The organism is Dictyobacter alpinus (genome assembly GCF_003967575.1).
Classification (GTDB): domain Bacteria; phylum Chloroflexota; class Ktedonobacteria; order Ktedonobacterales; family Ktedonobacteraceae; genus Dictyobacter; species Dictyobacter alpinus.
This window is the reverse complement of record NZ_BIFT01000002.1, coordinates 2,363,662-2,383,431: the sequence shown is the minus strand read 5'-3', so window position 1 is coordinate 2,383,431 and position 19,770 is coordinate 2,363,662. Positions and strand designations below refer to the sequence as shown.

5 protein-coding genes are annotated in these 19,770 nt (G+C 52.9%); all 5 read right to left on the bottom strand.

Going from position 1 to position 19,770, the window contains the following annotated elements:
• Window positions 1-130: 130 nt before the first annotated feature.
• The 5 genes from EL633_RS32025 to EL633_RS32005 are packed head-to-tail and all read right to left on the bottom strand — an operon-like array spanning window position 131 to window position 19,758.
• Entirely contained in the window at window positions 131-388 is a 258-nt protein-coding gene (locus EL633_RS32025; RefSeq protein ID WP_126631274.1) for an acyl carrier protein, read from the bottom strand.
• Window positions 389-435: 47 nt separating this feature from the next.
• A complete protein-coding gene (locus EL633_RS32020; RefSeq protein WP_126631273.1) occupies window positions 436-1,287 on the bottom strand; it encodes a 3-hydroxyacyl-CoA dehydrogenase family protein in 852 nt (283 codons plus the stop codon).
• 29 nt (window positions 1,288-1,316) lie between these two features.
• Entirely contained in the window at window positions 1,317-5,957 is a 4,641-nt protein-coding gene (locus EL633_RS32015) for a type I polyketide synthase (protein WP_126631272.1), read from the bottom strand.
• A gap of 43 nt (window positions 5,958-6,000) precedes the next feature.
• Complete coding sequence (locus tag EL633_RS32010; protein WP_126631271.1) at window positions 6,001-10,638, bottom strand: type I polyketide synthase; 4,638 nt, start codon at window positions 10,636-10,638, stop codon at window positions 6,001-6,003.
• Window positions 10,639-10,650: 12 nt separating this feature from the next.
• Complete coding sequence (locus EL633_RS32005) at window positions 10,651-19,758, bottom strand: type I polyketide synthase (RefSeq protein WP_126631270.1); 9,108 nt, start codon at window positions 19,756-19,758, stop codon at window positions 10,651-10,653.
• Between the last annotated feature and the right edge of the window lie 12 nt (window positions 19,759-19,770).

The window sequence follows — 19,770 nt, the reverse complement described above, 5'->3', positions numbered from 1 at the left end:
CAACGCACAAAGCGGGGGTGCAAGGGGCAGCAGCCCCTTGACTGGGGGTTCGGGGGCTGTGCCCCCGATTTCTCCCCTTCCCGCCCGCGCAGCGGGCGCACAACCTATCAAACGAAGTTTGACAAAGTACTCAGGCATCAGCCTTAACTACACTCTTACTTTCAATCAAACGCGTAATAGCATCAATTGAGCGAAAATTATCGATATCAAGATCCTCATTATCCAGACTGACCCCTAACTTCTTTTCGACAAAAAGGACGAGTTGCATAGCGAATAGCGAGTTGACAAAGCCCAGCGCAAAGATATCCTGATCGTCGGTAACATCAAGGTTAGGAAAAAATGAGGTCAAGAATGCACGAATGCTGTCACGAATTTCTTGTGTGTTCATGATGAATACTCTCTTTCTACATTTGCAATGAAAACTGACGACTGCAATTAATAAGCATAAAAACCCTGACCATTCTTACGACCATACAGACCAGCATCCACCATCTTCCTGAGGAGTGGACAGGGACGGTATTTACTGTCGCTATAACTCTCATAGAGCACTTCAACCGAATAAAGAATGGTATCCAGACCGATCAGGTCAGCGGTTTCCAGGGGTCCCATCTTATGGCCAAAGCACTCACGGAAAATTTTGTCAACGTCGGCCGCCGCCGCAACTTGATCCTGAACGAGATAAATAGCTTCGTTCACGGTAAGCATGAGCACACGATTCGAGACAAAACCTGGCATGTCATTGACGACAATCCCTTCTTTCCCCATGGCTTTGAGGAGATTCTGGGCGGTTTCGATGGTCTCTGCACTTGTATGATAGCCGCGAATCACTTCAACGGTGTTTTTCTGAGGAACAGGATTCATAAAGTGCATACCCAGTACGTGCGTTGGATCACGATGCAGTGAACCAAGACGCGTAATAGAGATGGCTGAAGTATTGGCAGCGAAGACACAGTGGTCTGCGCAAACTTCATTCAAGCGCTCGTGCACCTGCTTCTTGATCTCCCATTTCTCGGTGACGTTCTCAATCACAAAGTCGGCATCCGCAAATGGCGCATAATCGGTCACAAAGGTGATGCGCTCAATAATCAGGGGAATGCTTTCTTGCTGTTGCCCCTTGTTAAACATGCGCTGGAAACGAAGATTGTTGCTAATTTCTTCTTTTGCATGCTCCAGGAGCTCATTCGATATGTCCAGCAAGAGGACATGAAATCCTGATTGTGCCAGGGCCTGGGCCACGCCAACGCCCATAACACCCGCGCCAACTACACCAACAATTTGTTTACTCACTGTTTTATCCCTCCATATTGCTAATAAAACTATCGTACAGAGACCGCGCTTTGTGCGTTTCTACTATCCGCAGAGCTTTTATGAGGCTCATCCAATAATCGGTGGATGGTTTGCGCTTGCTCCGCCACGGTTAAGGCTTCATAGACAAGTGATAGGGGTAGATTTGCCTGGAAAGCTTTACGGAAACGTGCGATGAGCTGTGTACCCATCAGGGAATTTCCACCCAGTTCGAAGAAGTTATCGTGAATACCCACCTGTTCCAGGCCTAAAAGCTCTTCCCAGATGGTGACAAGTTTGCCTTCAGCTTCAGTGCCGGGAGCAACATAATCGTTGGCCAGGACAGGTCGCTGATGTTTGCTATCTGCCTGATGGAGATCATGAAATTTCTCCAGGACCGTTGAGACTGAAAAATGCTTGCTATTGGTCACCACGCGCTGAAAATCGGTGGTTGAAACAATGACTTGCGACAATGACTGTGTCAGAATGCGGGTAAGGGCTTCCATGCCTTCATCGAAGGAGATACCAACACTGGCACGCCTCTTCTTGAAGTATTCCTGGACATCTTTGGGATACCCTTGCAAGCCATCTTCCCAGGCATCCCACTGCCATTCGCCCCAGTTGATCGCCACGGTTTTACGTTGCCTGGAACTATGCTGCTGAGCATGTGCATCCAGGTAGGCGTTAGCCGCGCAATAATCAATCTGACCAGGTCCTCCACCAGTGACAGAACTGGTCGAGGAGAAGAGCACGAGAAAGTCTAGCGGGACGTCCGCCAGGACACGTTCAAGCACCTGGGTTCCTTGTATCTTAGGTTGCAGCACACGCCGGGCATCCTCAGCCGCTTTCTGCTGAATCAGACCCGAGGCAGGAATTCCAGCGGCATGGATCACGCCGTTGAGAGGACCAAAAGTGGCTTGAGCCCGGGCAATCACTTGTGCCATCCCTTGCTCATCCGCGACATTTACGGCGCAGGTCAGCACTTGCGCACCATGCTTTTCCAGATCAAGCACCTGACGAATCATGCGCCCTGTCCCTTTTTCACTGCCTGTCGTCTGCAGGATGGTGGCCCATTGCTCACGTTCAGGCAGACCAGAGCGCGAGGTTAAGACCAGGCGAGCCTGCACGTTACGCGCAAGGTAATCAGCGGTAGCCAACCCGATCCCACCTAAGCCACCAGTGATAAGATAGATGCCTTTCTGGCGGAAAGGGCTCAGCGGCTGCGGGGAACCCGGTAAGGGCATGGCCTCAAAGGTTTGCACCCACCGTGATTGCTCACGATAGGCGAGCACGACATCAGTGCTGGCGGAGAGAAGTTCTTGTTGTAGTTGCTCGACCAGCTGCGTTGCTACGCCACCATGTTCTGGCAAGACGATATCGATACAGCGGCAGGTAATATTACTGTACTCCTGGGGAATGACACGAGTAGGCCCCAGCATACACGCTTTCTCTGCTTGCACCTGTTCGGTGCCCAGGATACGCCAGAGTCCGTTCACAATAAAGGTCAGGGCACACTGCGTACAGGCACTATCAGCAATCGCCTGAGTTAAAGCCAGAACCGGCACTAATCCTTGTTCGGGCCGTACTTGCTGTGTTGCTGGCTGGATTGGAGCAACATTCCAGAGCTGCACAATATGCTCAGGTGTCTTATCATCTGCCTGCAACGCTTGAAACAGCCGGGTATAATCACCACGCACGTCTACGCGCACACAATAGGCATTGCTCCCTTGCTGCTGGAAGCCTGAACCCGGCATGACCGCAACAACATCCTCCCCATGCGCACGCAACTGCTCAATAAGGGCCTGTCCAACACCCTGCTCGTCAGCAAAGATGAGCCATGAGCCATGAGAGCTTGTGCTACCACCAACAGGAATGGGTAATCGTTTCCAGGAAGGGATATTGAACCAATCAGCGAGATCAGGCAGCTTCTCCCAATCATCGTCTGTAGGATGCTTGACTTGCTCTTCATACAAGGCTTTGCGCGTCTCAAGCCAGTAGCGCTGGCGCTCAAACGGATAGGTAGGCAGGGCCAGACGCTGGCGCTGTTCACGACCATAAAAGGCTGACCAGTCAATAAATGTACCTGCTGCCCAGAGTCCACCTAGCATGGCCACCATATTTGCTTGCGCGGTATCGGCGGTATTCGGAAGGGTCGCCAATACACAATCCAGACGGTCCTTTGGACAGGCAGGATGCTGGGCACTGATGGTGCGCAAGAATGGACCACATCCTACTTCTAGCAGCAGGTTATCCGTCTCCTGCAAGAGCCGGGCCACTCCGTTACCAAATCGTATCGGCTGACATAGCAGTTGTACCCAGTAGTCAGGGTCCATGGCTTGCTCGGCAGTAATCCAGTTGCCAGTCACATTGGATATATAGGCAGTCGTGGGTGCCTGCAATTGCAGGCTCTGGACAAAGGTTCTGAACTCAGTACACACGGCTGCAAGTTGTGAGGAATGCCAGGCATACCTGGTTGGCAGCATCTGACAGGATATCCCCTGGCCTGATAACTGACTGGCAAGCAAATCGAGGGCCTCATCGGATCCTGATAGGACACAGGAGTTGGGACGGTGCGTAGCCGCTAATGTGATCTGTTCGTTGAGGTATGGTTCTGCCGTCTCGGGCGAGAGTGAGGCGATCATCATCGCTCCCGCAGGCAAACGTACGGCCAGCTGCGCTCGATACATGGTCAATTTCAAGGCATCTTCCAGTGAAAGGACCTCGGCCAGACAGGCTGCAATATATTCACCCAGATCATACCCAAGCATGGCCTGTGGTTGTATGCCCCAACTTTGACAGAGTTGTGCCAATGCATACCCAATGGCAAACAGAGCCATCTGGGCTAGTAGAGGATCAGCCATAGCTTCAGGCGCTTTGGCGTTGCCGTGCCGATGCTTTCTGGAGAGATGCCCTCCACGCTGTCGCGTCTGGCATTCAGGATACAGTGCAGCCAGGAGATCAAGTTGAAAGCGCTCTTGTACTATCTGACTACAGGTGTCGATGGCAGCTTGAAAGGCTGGCTCTGTGGAATACAGCTCCTGGGCAGTGCCGACCGCCGGCTCTTCCAGACCTGACAACAAGAAGGCCACGCCACGACCACGTAAGGTTTCCTGGCGGATCGGTGTCTGCTTTGTTTCCAGAATCTGTACAGCGTCTGCGCTACTCTGACAGACGATAGCACGCCGATAATTATAGGTTGCTCGCCCAACCTGCAGGGTGTAGGCAATATCGGCCAGCTCTGCAGTTGGATGCTGCTGCAGGTAGTTTTGCAGGTTGGTCGTGGCGGCCTCTAATGCGCTTTCAGTACGCGCCGAAAGCAGTAACAGTTGCCAGGTCCGTGAGGCACTACCGGGCTGACGTTCAGGCGCTTCTTCCACAATGACATGCGCATTGGTGCCACCCAGACCAAAAGAACTGACCCCTGCTCTCCTGGGACCGTCCTCGTTGCTCCATTCCTGAAGCTGTGTATTCACATAAAAAGGACTCTGCTCAAGCTGCACATCAGGGTTTGCGCGGGTAAAGTTTAAGCTGGGAGGCAGGACTTTATGTTGCAGTGCCTGGATGGTTTTGATCAGACCGGTCACTCCAGAGGCACGATCAAGGTGGCCGACATTGGGCTTGGCCGAGCCAATCGCACAAAACTGTTGTTTTGTGGTGCTCAAGGCAAAGGCGTTTTTCATCGCTGATAATTCAACAGCATCACCCAGTTTTGTGCCGGTTCCATGCGTTTCAATATAACTGATCGACTCGGCTGGAACATCGGCATTGCCAATAGCTTCTGCAATCACCTCAGTCTGACCATCGAGTCCTGGCGCGGTATAGCTGACACGTAGCGTGCCATCATTGTTCACAGCTGAACCACGAATCAGGGCATAGATCTGATCGCCATCGTCCAGCGCATCCGCCAGGCGTTTCAATACCACAATGCCTGCACCACTCCCCATGACACTCCCTTGTGCATTGGCATCAAGGGCATGACAGGTACCGTCTGGAGAATAAATACTGCCTTCCTCATAGAGATAGCCAGTACCATGCGGAATCTGAATGGCGGCCCCACCGGCCAGGGTCATATCGCTCTCATAATTTAACAGGCTCTGACAGGCGAAATGGATGGCGACTAGCGACGTTGAGCAGAAGGTCTGGATCGCAATGCTTGGTCCTTTGAGATTCAGTTTATAGGCGACGGTTGATGCCAGCGCGTCACTATCATTGCCGGTTGACGCCTGCAACGTGTTAATGGATGCTCGATTTGGCACCAGATGCTCGACCAGATAGGAATTTCCACCTTTGCCGGCGAAGACGCCAATCAAGCCTTGATAGGTATTAGGATCATAGCCAGCACATTCTAAAGCTTCTTGCGCACATTCCAGGAAGAGGCGCTGTTGTGGATCCATTACTTCGGCTTCACGTGGCGAAAATCCAAAGAACTGGGCGTCAAATAACTCGATGCCCGGCAGAGTTACCCCTGCTTTGACGTAGTTTGGCTGCTTCAGCGCTTCTGCATCAGCACCAGCGGCCAGTAGTTCCTGGTCAGTAAATTGACGAATAGAACTGATGCCAGAACGGATATTATGCCAGAACTCGTCGATATTCTTTGCATCTGGAAAACGGCCCGACATACCAATAATCGCAATTGCATTATCAGGAGGGGTACCTTTGTTGTCTGAAAACACTCGCTACCTCTTTCTCTTTATACTATGCTACATTGCCCGATAATTAGTTGGTTACAGCCTCCTTTGTGCTCTGTTTCTCAGCTTCTTCAATAACCATATTTTTGATGATACCGGTAAGCTCGGCGACCGTGGGAGCGTCAAAAAGGGTACTGAGCGGAATTTCCATCTGGAAGGTTTTGCGCAGCCGCGAGATGAGTTGGGTACCCATCAGGGAATGGCCTCCCAGTTCAAAGAAATTGTCTTGCACCCCGATATGGTTGATACCTAATATCTGCTGCCAGGCATCAATGACGAGTTGTTCATAACCATCGCTCGGCGCCACATAGTCAGTTGACATATATGGTCGTGGAACGTCACGCCGCTCGTTCACCGCAGGCTCGGCTTGCTTCTCACCCTCAAATTTGATCCACTGGCGAATACGAGCGGGCAAGTCACCGGTCGAGTTGATAAGATAGGTGATATTCCGATACGCCAGGATGTGTAGCAGGGCCTGCGCGCCCTCTTCAGGTGACATAGCAAACTCGGCCACAGTAGCCCCCAGGGCACCGTGCGCATCGGCTTTCAGTGACCAGGTATCCCAGTTAATACTTGTCCAAAGTGTCGCTGCCTCACGATTATGTTTGCGCACAAAGGCATCCATAAAGATGTTGGCAGCAGTATAACCGGCAAAGCCAAGTCCTCCCAGAATCGATGCCAGCGAGGAGAAGAGCAAGCAGAAGTCGAGGTCACGCTCACCAATAACTTGCTCCAGTGCATACAGACCATAGACTTTCGGCTGAAAGTGTTGTTCGCATTGCTCGCGCTCAAGCTCCTGGATGGTGCCAAAGGCGCTCCTGGCCGAGGTTCCAGCGGCATGGATCACGCCATGGATACGACCAAATTGTCTGTCTGCCTGCTCAAAAACGGCCTCTAACTGTTGGCGGTCGGCCACATCTGCCTGCGCGATCATGAGTTGTCCGCCCAGCGCTTCAATGGTTTGCAACTGTTCAATACGCTGCCGTGTACTATCATGCTCGTCATGGGTAAGCAGCCAATCGGACCATGTTTCACGGGCAGGAAAATCCGCCCGTCCGACCAGGATCAGCCTGGCCTGTACTTCACGAGCAAGATAGCTTGCAAGCACCAGACCAACCCCTCCCAGGCCACCGGTGATCAGATAGACGCCATGTCGTCGGAAAACATTACGAGCGCTATGGGCCGGCGGCAGGGAAAGCGGAGCAGGCTCAAACGCTTGACGATGGCGCATCCCTTGACGGTAGGCCACAACATAATCACTATTGTCCGTTCCATGCTCAGCCAGCAGCGTCTCAGCCAGCCAGGTACTCTCCTGATCGCTCCATTGCTCAAAATCAATACAACGGCAGGTAATATTCAAATACTCCTGCGAAATGACCTTACAGGCCCCCATTAAGGTCTCTTTTTCGGGAGTGAGTAGCTCTCGACCGGTAATCTCGTGTAGACCTGTCGAGGCAACCAGTATGGTGATCGGGGTATCATAGAGCTGCGCGCCAAGGGCCTTCGTCAGAAACAACAAGCTATACAAACCACGATCTTGCCAGAATTGGAATGTGGCAGCGTCGCTGGCGGTGGCCTGTTCTGCCTGGGTAGTCCAGAGATGCAGCACGGTACTGATTGGCGGCAGTTGCTCCAGGGCTTTGCCCAATGCCACGTAGTCATCCTGCACATCAGCCCTGATATGGAAACGATGACTATCCAGGCAGGCAAAACTTGAATCAGCCTGGACGCGGATGACCTCGATCTTAGCCTGTTGCAGCCGCTGAATAATTGCATCCCCAATCGAGGTCAGGTCGTCAAACACCAACCAGGGTCCTGACTGCTTTCCCGCTGTGGGCAGAGATAATGATGGAGTCTCTTCCCAATGCAAGCGATAGAACCAGTCGGCAGGATCAACTTTTTTGCCAGTCGCCGAAGCTGATTGCTTCTGTGATACGGAGCCTGTGGGCTGGATCGTGAGCTGTCGCTGCGGTGGATCAACCCAGTATGTCTGACGTTCGAAAGGATAGGTCGGCAGGGAAATACGTTGGCGCTGCTCGTGCTCATAGAACTGGCTCCAGGCAGGCACCACATCTTCGAGCCAGAGTTGACCCAGCGCCTTGAGCACATGGGCAGAAGCGAAACGTGGCTGGTTGGCTGCTGGTAGGGTGGAAATAATCCTTCCTGTGTCGTGGTTATCAGGATGCTGGCTCAGAATGGCACTCAGCGCCTGGCCTGGACCAACCTCCAACAGAATATGTTTTGTCTCATGGATGAGCCGCTCAACGCCCACCGCAAACTGGATGGTCTGGCTCATATGTTGCGCCCAATAGGCTGGATCAGTTGCCTGCTCGGCGGTCATCCAATCCCCGGTAAGGTTGGAGAGCAGTGGGATCTGCGGAGCGTGCAATTGGCGGCTGCCTACCAGCGCGGTCAGTTGAGCCTGCAGATGCGCGAGCTGTGTCGAATGCAGCGCATAGGCAACATCCAGCCGTTGACACTCTACTTCTTGCTGGGCAAAGCGCTCCTCTATGTCCTCAATGGCCTGGATTGAGCCGGACAACAAACAGAGTTTAGGGCCGTTGATGGCGGCCAGACTCAATTCTTCATCGAGATAAGACTGTACAGTATCGGCCGCCAGGGCCACGGCCAGGATGGCGCCGGAGGATTGTGTGGCAATCAAACGTGCGCGTTGGGCGACGAGCCAGAGGGCATCTTCCAATGAGAAGATACCAGCCAAGCAGGAGGCTACATACTCACCCTGACTATATCCACACAATGCGGCCGGTTGAATACCCCAGGACATCAAAAGCCGGGCCAGCGCATATTCGATGATAAAGAGGGCGAGATCAGCTAATTCGATAGTGCTGGGCATGGCAACGTCTCCCGCTGCATGTCCATGAACAGTTTTACGCCTTCCTCTCCCCTGAGCCGGATACAGATATTCCAGGACATTGATCTGCAAGTGCTGTTCCAGCCAGGTGCAACAGCTGGTCACAGTTTCCCGGAACACCGGCTCCTGTTGATAGAGGTCCTGGGCCATGCCACTATAGTGCTCACCCAGACCGGGAAAGAGGAACGCAACGGTACTATCGTGCGTGGTCTGGTGCTTGCTCATCAACGGATCTTGCGCCGGTATCTGCAAGTTGCGTAGCGCTTCCTGCTTATCTTTACATACCAGCATGCGCCGATAGTTAAAGGTGCTGCGGCCAACCTGCAGGGTATAGGCTACATCACTGAGATCCACATCATCTCGTTGCAGGTAGGTCGCCAGTTTGAGCGTCGCGGCATCCAGAGCTTGCTCGGTCTTTGCAGACAGCAGAAGCAGTTGCCAGGGCCGTGTCTCGCCGTGAACCTCACGGACAGGGGCCTCCTCCAGGACCATATGGACGTTGGTGCCACCCAGGCCAAATGAACTGACACCAGCTCGGAGCGGCTCATCTGTCGGCGAGATCCATTCACGCGCTTGTGTGAGCACGTAAAATGGACTATGCTCCAGATCGATATCGGCACTGGTATGCTCAAAATTGATTGTTGGTGGCAAGCGTTTATGCTGAAGTGCCAGCGTGGTTTTGATCAGGCCAGTCACACCCGAGGCACGATCAAGATGGCCAACATTGGGTTTGACTGAGCCAATCGCACAAAATCCGGTCTTATCGGTACTGGCAGCAAAGGCTTTTTTCATCGCCGCCAGTTCAACCGCATCGCCCAGCCTGGTGCCTGTCCCATGGGCTTCAAGATAGCTTATGCTCTCAATATCAACGCCTGCGTTACCAATAGCTTCCGCGATCACCTCAGATTGTCCATTCAAACCTGGCGCGGTATAGCTCACACGCTGGCTCCCATCATTGTTGGCGGCAGAGCCCCGAATGACCGCATAGATATGGTCCCGATCTTCGATTGCCTCGCTCAGGCGCTTCAGGGTCACAACACCGATACCATTACCTACGACGCTCCCGCGTGCACTGGCATCAAAGGTGCGACATTCGCCATCCGGCGAAACAATTCCACCTTCTTTATAGGTATAGCCAGCCAGATGAGGAACATGGATGGCAACGCCACCGGCCAGGGCCAGATCGGATTCATAGTTCAGCAAACTCTGACAGGCCAGATGGACCGCGACCAGCGAGGTTGAACAAAAGGTATGGACGCTAAAACTTGGTCCCTTGAGATTCATCTTATAGGAAACCATGGAAGCCAATGAGTCGCGCTCGTTGCCGATCGCCGATAACAATGGATCGGCGATATCGGCGAGAGCTGGATTTTGATACAGATTGTTAATCAGATAGGTACTAAAGCCAGAGCCCGCGAATACACTGATGAGTCCTGGATAGGTCGCGGGATCATATGCGGCATCCTCCAGGGCTTCCCATGCACATTCCAGAAAAAATCGGTGCTGTGGATCCATGATTTCAGCATCGCGGGGTGAGAAACCAAAGAAGGCTGCATCGAATTTCTCGACGTCGTCCAGGATCGCGCCCGCTTTCACATAATCAGGTGCCAGCAATTGCTCTGGATCCACTCCTGCTGCCAGCAATTCCTCGTCTGAAAAGCGGCGAATCGATTTTACTCCGCCCATGAGGTTTTCCCAGAAGGTTGAGGTATCGCGGGCTCCTGGAAAACGGCCAGACATACCAACAATGGCGATCGCTGTACTATATGCATCTTGTTCACTTGAGCTTGTCATAGAGTATCCCCTTTAACGCTGTCTTCCAGGTCCTTGCATACGCTGCTTCAAGTTTGCACGCCGTCTCTCGCCACGTGCATAGCGTCCGGTAACCATCTCTGTACTCTTACCTTTGTCGAGTTGCTGGGCCATGGCGGCAACAGATGGTGCTTCGTAGAGTAGATAGGAAGGAATATCTTCCTGGGCTAACTCTTTGCGCATGCGTGTGATGATATCAATGCCGATTAAGGAGTTGCCGCCAAGCTCGAAGAAGTTGTCGTTAATGCCAACATGGTCAATGCCAAGGATGTCTTCCCAGATGGCCGCCAGCTGGTGTTCCATCTCCGAGTGTGGCGCAGAATATTCACTGCCCAGCGCGGGCCGTTCGTGCTTGACACGCGCTTGCCGCGATTTCTCAAGCATAGAGGCGGCGGTATAAGCCTTGCTGAGCTCGACCAGAGCCTGGAAATCCTGGGTTGAGACAACAACCTGTGGCCATGGCGCTGCCAAGAGACGCTCCAGTACTTCAGCCCCCTCCTCAAAGGCAATTCCGAAGCGTCGACGGTTCTCCCTGAAGAAGGCCTGTGAGCTTGTATCGTATCCTGCTAAACCTGCTTCCCAGGCATTCCACTGCCATTCACTCCAGTTGATAGCAATCGTCATACCGTGCTGCTCACTTGCGGTGGCGGCATAGGCGTCCATAAAAGCATTCGCAGCACAATAGTCAACCTGTCCCGGGCCACCGCCCGTGATAGAGGTGATAGAGGAAAACAGGACCAGAAAGTCAAGCTGACAGGATTGCAGCACCTTTTCCAGCACGAGTGTACCTTGAATCTTTGGCGCCATAACGCTGGCGGCCATCGCTGGTGTTTTGTGCTGGATCAGTCCTATCCCTGGTACGCCAGCTGCATGCAGGACACCATGGAGTTCCCCATAGGTCTGAAGCGTGAGCTCAATGGCGGCGCGCATCTGTTGTTCATTAGCGACATCGGCTGGAATAACCAATACCTGGGCGCCAAGCTGCTCTAGATCCAGTACCTTACGGATTTGCTGGCCAACCCCTTGTGTGTCGCCTTGTTCCTTGAGTATGCGTTCCCATTGGTCGCGCGCAGGTAAGGCGGTGCGCGAAAGCAAGATAAGCCGGGCTTGAATGCTGCGGGCCAGATGTTTCGCCATGGCCAGGCCTACCCCACCCAATCCTCCAGTAATCAGGTAGACACCATGCTCACGCAGTTGTGCTCCTGGCGTACTCGGAGCCGGTAGATGCAGCGGCTCAAAGGTCTGTAACCAGCGGCGATGCTTGCGGAGCGCGACAACACGCTCAGTTGTCGTAGCGGTCAATTCACCCAGCAATTGCTGGGTCATCGCCACTTCCTGGCGGTGACTCGTCGGGGTCAGTTGAATATCGATGCCGCGACAACTGAGTCCAGGATATTCCTGAGGAATAACTTTCAAGGGACCTGTCAGCGTCGTTTTTTCGGCACACAATGGCTCGCTGCCCGTGACATCTTGTGTCTCGTTGGAGACGGTAATAATCTGGCAGGGTTCCGCAAGCTCCACATTTCCCAGCGCTTGAGACAGGGCCAGCAAGCTATAGAACCCCCCATCCAGACAATCCTCCAGCAGTGTAGCCTGATGTTGTTGAAACCAATCAGGGGTGGTAAGTGTCCAGAGATGCACAATCCGCTGTGGCAATTTCTCCACCTGGCGCAGATCTTTTACTAATTGCTCATAATCGGCTCGCTGGCTGGGCCGCACGCTAAAGGTGGCATCATCGAGCTGAGCATAGGACGATCCTTCCTCAATGCTTATCACTTCATAGTTCTGCTCGGTAAGCCAGGCTTTGATATCCTCACCAATACCATAGTGGTCCATAAACAACCACCAGACAGGCTTTTTCTCGGTTTCCGGTGCAGCTACGGGAGCAAGAGGAGCACTCTGTTTCCAACCAGGCAGATAAAACCAGTCGGAGAGGGCTTCTTTTTTAAGATTGCTCAAGAATTCTTCAGGAGAGGCATAGGTCAGACGATCCTGTTGCACCTGTTTCTGGGCCTGCGTCCAGGGCCTGGTCTCGATCCAGTAACTTTGCTTCTCAAAAGGATAGGTTGGCAAAGCGATGCGTTTACGCTTCTCTCCCTGATAGAAACCAGGTAGATCGATTTCGACTCCACTTAACCAGAGCTTGCCAAGCACGGTGAGCAAATAACTATGCTCAGGCTGCTTTTCAAAGAACGATGGTTGTGTGGCAAAGACCAGACTATTACGCTCTGGAGCACAATCAGGATGTTGCCTGACAAAGGAGGTTAACGCCTGCCCCAGTCCCACCTCAAGGAAGAGTTGTTCCGTCTCGCGGAGCAGCTGTCCAACACCTTCGGAGAAGCGTACGGTCTGGCACATATGTTGTGCCCAATACGCAGGATCAGTCGCTTGCTCGGCGGTAATCCAGGTCCCGCTGACATTCGAAATGTAGGGGATCTGTGGTGCATGCAGGTGGATGCTATGCACCAATTCGGTCAACTGTGCCGCTAAAGGCTTGAGCATTTCACTATGGAAAGCGTGGGTAGTCTCAACCCGCTGATGCGCAATCTCGGCCTCTTCTAAGTGTGTGATCAGCGTCTCCATGGCTGATGTGGGACCGGCCAGCACGCAGGTATCGGGTGCATTGATGATGGCCAGATTGATATCATGGGTGAGATAGGCTTTGACCTTCTCTTCTGATAACATGACCGCCACCATCGTGCCATTTTCCGAGGCTTCGATCAGGCGTGCCCGCTCCACAACCAGCTTCAAACCATCTTCTAAGGTAAACACACCCGCCAGACAGGCAGCCACATACTCTCCCAGACTATATCCAAGCATCGAGCGCGGCTGGATCCCCCACTGCATCAGGAGTCGCGCCAGCGCATACTCAAAGATAAAGATAGCGGGCTGAGACATATCCGTATGCCGTAACCGCTCGGCCTCTGGCGATTGATCCATCGACCTGGAGCCGAGCATAAAGGCGGTTCTGCTCGCTGTATCGGCTTTACCATTACCATTACCATTGCCGTTACTATGTCCGTTCTGGGACTGCTGTTCGCTCTGCGTAATGCCGAATACAGATTTCAAGTCAAGTTGATACTGGTTTTGTAGAAGCTCACAACAACTATCGATGACCTCACGGAAGGCGGCTTCATGTCGATAGAGATTCTGGGCCATCCCAATATGCTGCTCCCCCAGGCCAGGAAAAAGGAAGCTTATGTGTTGATCTGTGCGCTGCTCAATACGAGCATGCATATATGGGCTTTTCTTGCTCTCGATGGTGCTGATGACATCTTGCTGATTCTGAGCGACAATCACGCGACGATGCTCAAATTTCTTACGACCAACATTGAGTGTATAGGCCACATCGGCAAGGTTCGCGGTCGGATGTTCCTGCAGAAATGTGCTCAGGTTCTGCGTAACTTGCTCCAAACCTTTAGCGGTTCGTGCGGAAAGGACCAGAAGTTGCCAGTCACGCGATGGACTGGATGGGGCCAATTCTGGTGCCTCTTCAACGATGATGTGGGCGTTTGTGCCACCAAGTCCAAGCGAGTTGATGCCTGCACGTCTTGGCATGCCGTTTTCGCTTAGCCAGGGTGAAAGTTTGGCGTTGACGTAGAATGGGCTGTGATCAAAATCGATCTCTGGATTTGGTGCCTGGTAGTGCAAACTGGCAGGAATCTCTTTATGCTGCAAAGAGAGAACTGTTTTCATGAGCCCAGAAATGCCCGCCGCACGGTCCAGGTGGCCAATATTGGTTTTGACGGAGCCAATGGCACAATAGTTGGTGCGGTCAGTAAAGGCCTGGTACGCTTTGGTCAATGAGGCAACTTCAATGGGATCTCCCAGCTCGGTTGCGGTGCCGTGGGCCTCAATATAACTGATCGTCTCGGGATGAATGCCCGAGGTTCGCAACGCGGTCGCGACCACGTCTGCTTGTCCAACCACACTTGGTGCGGTGTAGCTGACTTTGAGCGCTCCATCGTTGTTGATGGCTGATCCTTTGATCACGGCCATAACCTGATCACCGTCGTCCAGAGCATCCTGGAGACGTTTGAGGACCACGATGCCCACACCATCACCAAACATACTGCCTTTCGCCTGAGCATCAAAGGTGCGACAATGGCCGTCGGGCGATTCCATACCCCCTTCCTGATAGATGTGGCCTGCTACGGTTGGTACTCGTACCGAGACGCCACCAGCCAGCGCTAGATCACATTCGCCATGGATTAGACTCTGACAGGCCAGGTGCGTGGCCACCAGCGAGGTCGAACAAAAGGTCTGGACCGCAAAGCTGGGGCCTTTCAAGTTCAATTTGTAGGAGACACTGGTCGTCAGGGAATCTTTGTCGTTACCAATCACCATCTGATAATCATCAACCGGACCAACGTCGGCGGGATTCGCCATCAGGCCAAAGAGATAGGTGCTAATATTGGCACCACCATAAACGCCAATCAATCCGGGGTAACGCGTGGGATCATAGCCGGCCAGTTCAAGCGCCTCCCAGGCACATTCGATGAAAAGGCGATGCTGCGGATCGGTCAGTTCGGCTTCACGGGGGCTATAGCCAAAGAAGGCGGCATCAAAGTCCTTGACCTCCTCCGGCTTTAGGACCGGGCGGGCGCGCACAAAGGCTGGATCAGCCATGATTTTGGGATCAATGCCAGCTGCTTTAAGCTCTTCATCTGAGAAAAAGGTAATTGATTCAACACCGTTACGCAGGTTTTCCCAGAACTCGTTAACATTTGAGGCTCCTGGAAAACGGCCCGCCATACTGACAATAGCGATATCCTGCTGCTCTATATTCTGCCGCGCCTGTGAACGCCGCTCGATCAGCAGGTCCGTTGCCGCAACGGGTCGCTGGACATCGCCATCGGGCAAGAGATAGTGCACCAGTGTACTGATGGTGGGGGCCTCAAAGAGGGCAACAGCCGGTATTTGTATATGTAATGTTTTCTTGAGTTTGGCAATGACCTGTAAGGCAATCAGTGAGTTGCCACCCAGGTCAAAGAAATTATCATACAGGCCAATCTCACTGACCCCGAGCACTTGTTTCCAGATCTCACTGATAACGCGCTCATATTCCGCGACCGAGGTGAAGCGCTGTGCTTGCTGCTTGATAGTACTGCGATCCTGATCATCGGCCTCATCTGCCTGCAGTGATTCAAGCTGTACCCACTGCTGAATACGTGCCTGAAGATCGCCGGTCGAATTGACCAGATGCGTGTGCCCATGGGCAAGCACGCGGGTCAGGGCTTCGGCTCCTTCAGGCGGTGACATGACATAGTCCGCAACGGTGGCTCCTAGCGCTCCATGGGCGTTCTCTTTAACCTGCCAGGTATCCCAGTTCACACAGAGCCAGGGCTGATCAGTGGTCATATTATGTTTGTGCGCAAAGGCATCCATAAAGGCATTGCCGGCCACATAAGCCGAAAAGGCCAGACCACCCAGGACAACTGAGATGGAGGAGAAAAGCAAACAAAAGTCGAGCTCTTGATCCTGCAGCACCTCTTCAAGAGCGTAGAGTCCATAGACTTTGGGCTGAAAGTGTGTCTCACATTCCTGACGCCCGATCTCCAACGTTGCTTTGAAGGCGCGTGGATCTGTAACTCCGGCGGCATGCAGGACCCCATGGAGCGCGCCAAAGCGCTGCTGGCTGTGCTGGATGGCCGCACGCATCTGTTCAACGTTGCTGACATCTGCTTTCAGTACAAGGACTTCTCCACCTGCGGCCTCGATGGCCTGGAGTTGCTTGATTTTCAGGCTGGTCGCATCCAATGCATCATGGCCCTCTAACCATGTTTTCCATTGATCGGCCGGCAGGAATTCACTACGACTGGTTAAGATCACTTTAGCCTGAACCTGTTGTGCCAGGTAGGCACCAAGCAGGGGTCCAACACCTCCCATACCACCAGTGATCAGGTAGACACCATGCTTCCGAAACACCTGCTTCTGCGGCAATGCGTCTAAACGATATGGTTGATAGTGCTGCTTCAAACGCGTTCCATTGCGATAGGCCAGGAAGGTATCTGGATCTGAGGATGTGGCTTCATGCACCAGTTGTTCAACCAGTTGCTTATCGGCCATGGTCACATCAAGATCGATACTGCGGCAGCGAATATTTAAGTTTTCTTGCGCAATCACGCGACAGGCACCGATCAAGGTTGCCTTCTCAGGCTGTACATGATCCTCGCTGGTCACCGCTTGCAGATGGTTTGAAATAGTGAGCATCTGCACTGGTCGCTCATATACCAGCTTGCTCAGCGCCTGCGTCAGAAAAATCAGACTATAGAAGCCACGATCTTGCATCTGCTCAAAGGCCGCAGATTGTTCAGGCTCAAGTACTTCAGCAGTAATATTCCATAGGTGCAGGACGGTTGTGGGCATGGATTCCTGGAGCTGAAGCGCCTGACACAGCTGAATATAGTCTTCCGCTTCATGCGGACGAATACGGAAGTTCTGCGGATCAAGCTGGATAAATTCTGTACCAGCCTGCACCTGAATAGCGGTCTGCCCCTGGTCCTGTAAGTATGCGCTTACCGCCTGCCCGATAGAGAACGTATCACTAAAAATAAGCCAGGGAGCAGGTGACTGTGCCCGCGTTGTATCGCTCACGGTGAGCGGAGCCTCTTCCCATGTCAGACGGTAGAACCAATCAGCGATATCAGGTTTGCGCGCGCTCTGTGACACCACTTCGGCAATAACATCACTCTGCTCAATCCAATAGCGTTGACGCTCAAATGGATAGGTTGGGAGTGAGACACGTCGACGCACCTCATCACGCGTGAGTTGATCCCATTGCAATGTCACACCAGCTAACCAGAGCTGACCAAAGGCCTGAAGGAAGCTTGCCTGCAGACTGCTCAGTTCAGGTGTGCGGATAAAAATAGGCTTGTTCTCACTACTCTGCGCTGCCAGCTGCCGCTGTATCTGTTGCGTATATGCGTTGTCGCTTCCAATAGCAAACACAACCTGTGGCTGGTTTGTGAACAGCTGCTCTCCACTGCTCGCTACAGCATGGGATGGCTCCAATATATGTTTTCCATAGCCGTCTGGAGGTGTTTGACCACTCTGTATCCATGCGTCTTCAGCAAAAGAAAAATAGGCTTTGGTAGCAGCCTGTAACGGTACCGCTTGCGCTGTGTGCCTTCCATCTTCTGTGTGCTGGTGTGCATACGCAATGACTGCCTGCAGGGCTACTTCCAGTTCCAATACGCCTGCCAGGCTGGCTACGGCATACTCACTGCTCCCAACACCTGCCAGAGCTTGTGTCGGCACGCCCCAGGAAGTAAACAGGTGCGCCACCGCATAGACATATACAAAGTTGGCGACCACTTTATTGATCGGGCTTTCCTGACTGGATGCCTCAAAGAGCCCGGCGGGTAAGCTTATGCCTTGTGCTGTCTGTAAATAGGACAGACAACGTGTAATGGTCTCGTCAAAGGTCTTTTCCTGTGCCCGTAGCTCCAACACCTGCTGCTCGGTTACACCTGCCACATCCGACAACAGCAGAGTGACAGGACGATCGCGATGAACTTGATAGGTACTCGCCAGGCGCTGCGGCTCCTGCTTCAGTGCGGTCATGGCATCTTCATGGCTCGTGCAGACCAGGGTACGGCGATAATTAAAAGCGGTCCGTCCGTTCTGCAGTGTATAGGCAATATCCGCCAGCCTGGTCTCTGGATGCTGTGCTAAATAGGTATACAGGTTCTCGGTTGCTTGCGCCAGCGCGCTCTCACTTTTCGCTGAGAGGAGCAGCAATTGATGAGGACGTGAAGCTGAAGTTTCAGGAAGTTCGGGAGCTTCTTCAAGTACCACATGCGCGTTACTACCACCCAACCCAAAGGAACTGACGCCCGCGCGCCGTGGACCTTCCTCGGTTTCCCAGGGCTTTAAGCTGGTATTGACATAAAATGGACTCTGCTCTAGCTGGGCGTCGGGACCTGCCTGCTCAAAATTGAGGCTGGGTGGAAGGAGTTTGTTTTTGAGTGCGAGCGTGGTTTTGATCAAACCGGTGACGCCTGAGGCGCGATCAAGGTGACCAACATTAGGCTTCACTGATCCGAGCGCACAATATCGTTGCTTCTGTGTGTGCAGCGCAAAGGCTTTTTTCATTGCCGCCAGTTCAACGGCGTCACCGAGCATGGTGGCGGTGCCATGGGCTTCCATATAAGTGAGTGTCTCTGGATCAACCCCTGCATTGCTGATGGCCTGAGAGATAACGGCCGCCTGACCATCCAGGCCAGGGGCGGTATAGCTGGCACGTACACTGCCGTCATTATTGGTATGCGAACCACGAACCAGGGCGTAGATCTGATCACCATCCTCCAGCGCATCGGCCAGACGCTTGACCACCACAACGCCTAATCCATTGCCCATTACACTTCCGCGTCCATTTTGATCAAAGGTTCGGCACTCGCCATCAGGAGAAAGAATCCCACCCTCTTCATACAGATAGCCTCTAATCTGGGGAAGCTCGACCGCCACACCACCAGCCAGCGCAATATCACATTCATAGTTTAAAAGACTCTGACAGGCCAGATGGATCGCCACCAGCGAGGTTGAACAGAAAGTCTGAACCGCAAAGCTGGGTCCACGCAAATTCAGTTTGTATGATAAGGTATTGGCCAGTGAGTCACGATCATTACTGATGGAAACCTGGACGCGACCGACCTCATCAAGGAAATCTGTATTGGCAGCCAGATTATTTAAAAGATAGGTGCTAATAGCTGATCCAGCGAAGACACCAACCAGGCCCTTGTAGCGCTCGGGATCATATGCGGCATCCTCTAACGCCTGATAGGCACATTCAAGGAAGAGGCGATGCTGCGGATCCATCACTTCGGCTTCACGAGGGCTGAATTTGAAGAAAGAGGCATCAAACAGGTCAGCCCCTTCCAGAATCGTGCCGGCCTTTACATAGTTTGGCAATGCGAGGAGGGCCGGATCAACACCGTTGGCCAGCAATTCCTCATCGGAAAAATGTCGAATGGATTTAACTCCATTCACCAGATTCTGCCAGAACTCATCAACGTTCTGCGCACCAGGAAAACGTCCTGCGAGGCCTACAATAGCCAGCGAAGTATCATATACACTATCATTCAAGATCGAATTAGCCATTACATAATCCTC

Bases quoted from the DNA above. Each gene is read 5' to 3' on its own strand.
- EL633_RS32025 (WP_126631274.1), bottom strand. From the start codon at position 388: ATGAACACACAAGAAATTCGTGACAGCATTCGTGCATTCTTGACCTCA.
- EL633_RS32010 (WP_126631271.1), bottom strand. From the start codon at position 10,638: ATGACAAGCTCAAGTGAACAAGATGCATATAGTACAGCGATCGCCATT.
- EL633_RS32005 (WP_126631270.1), bottom strand. From the start codon at position 19,758: ATGGCTAATTCGATCTTGAATGATAGTGTATATGATACTTCGCTGGCT.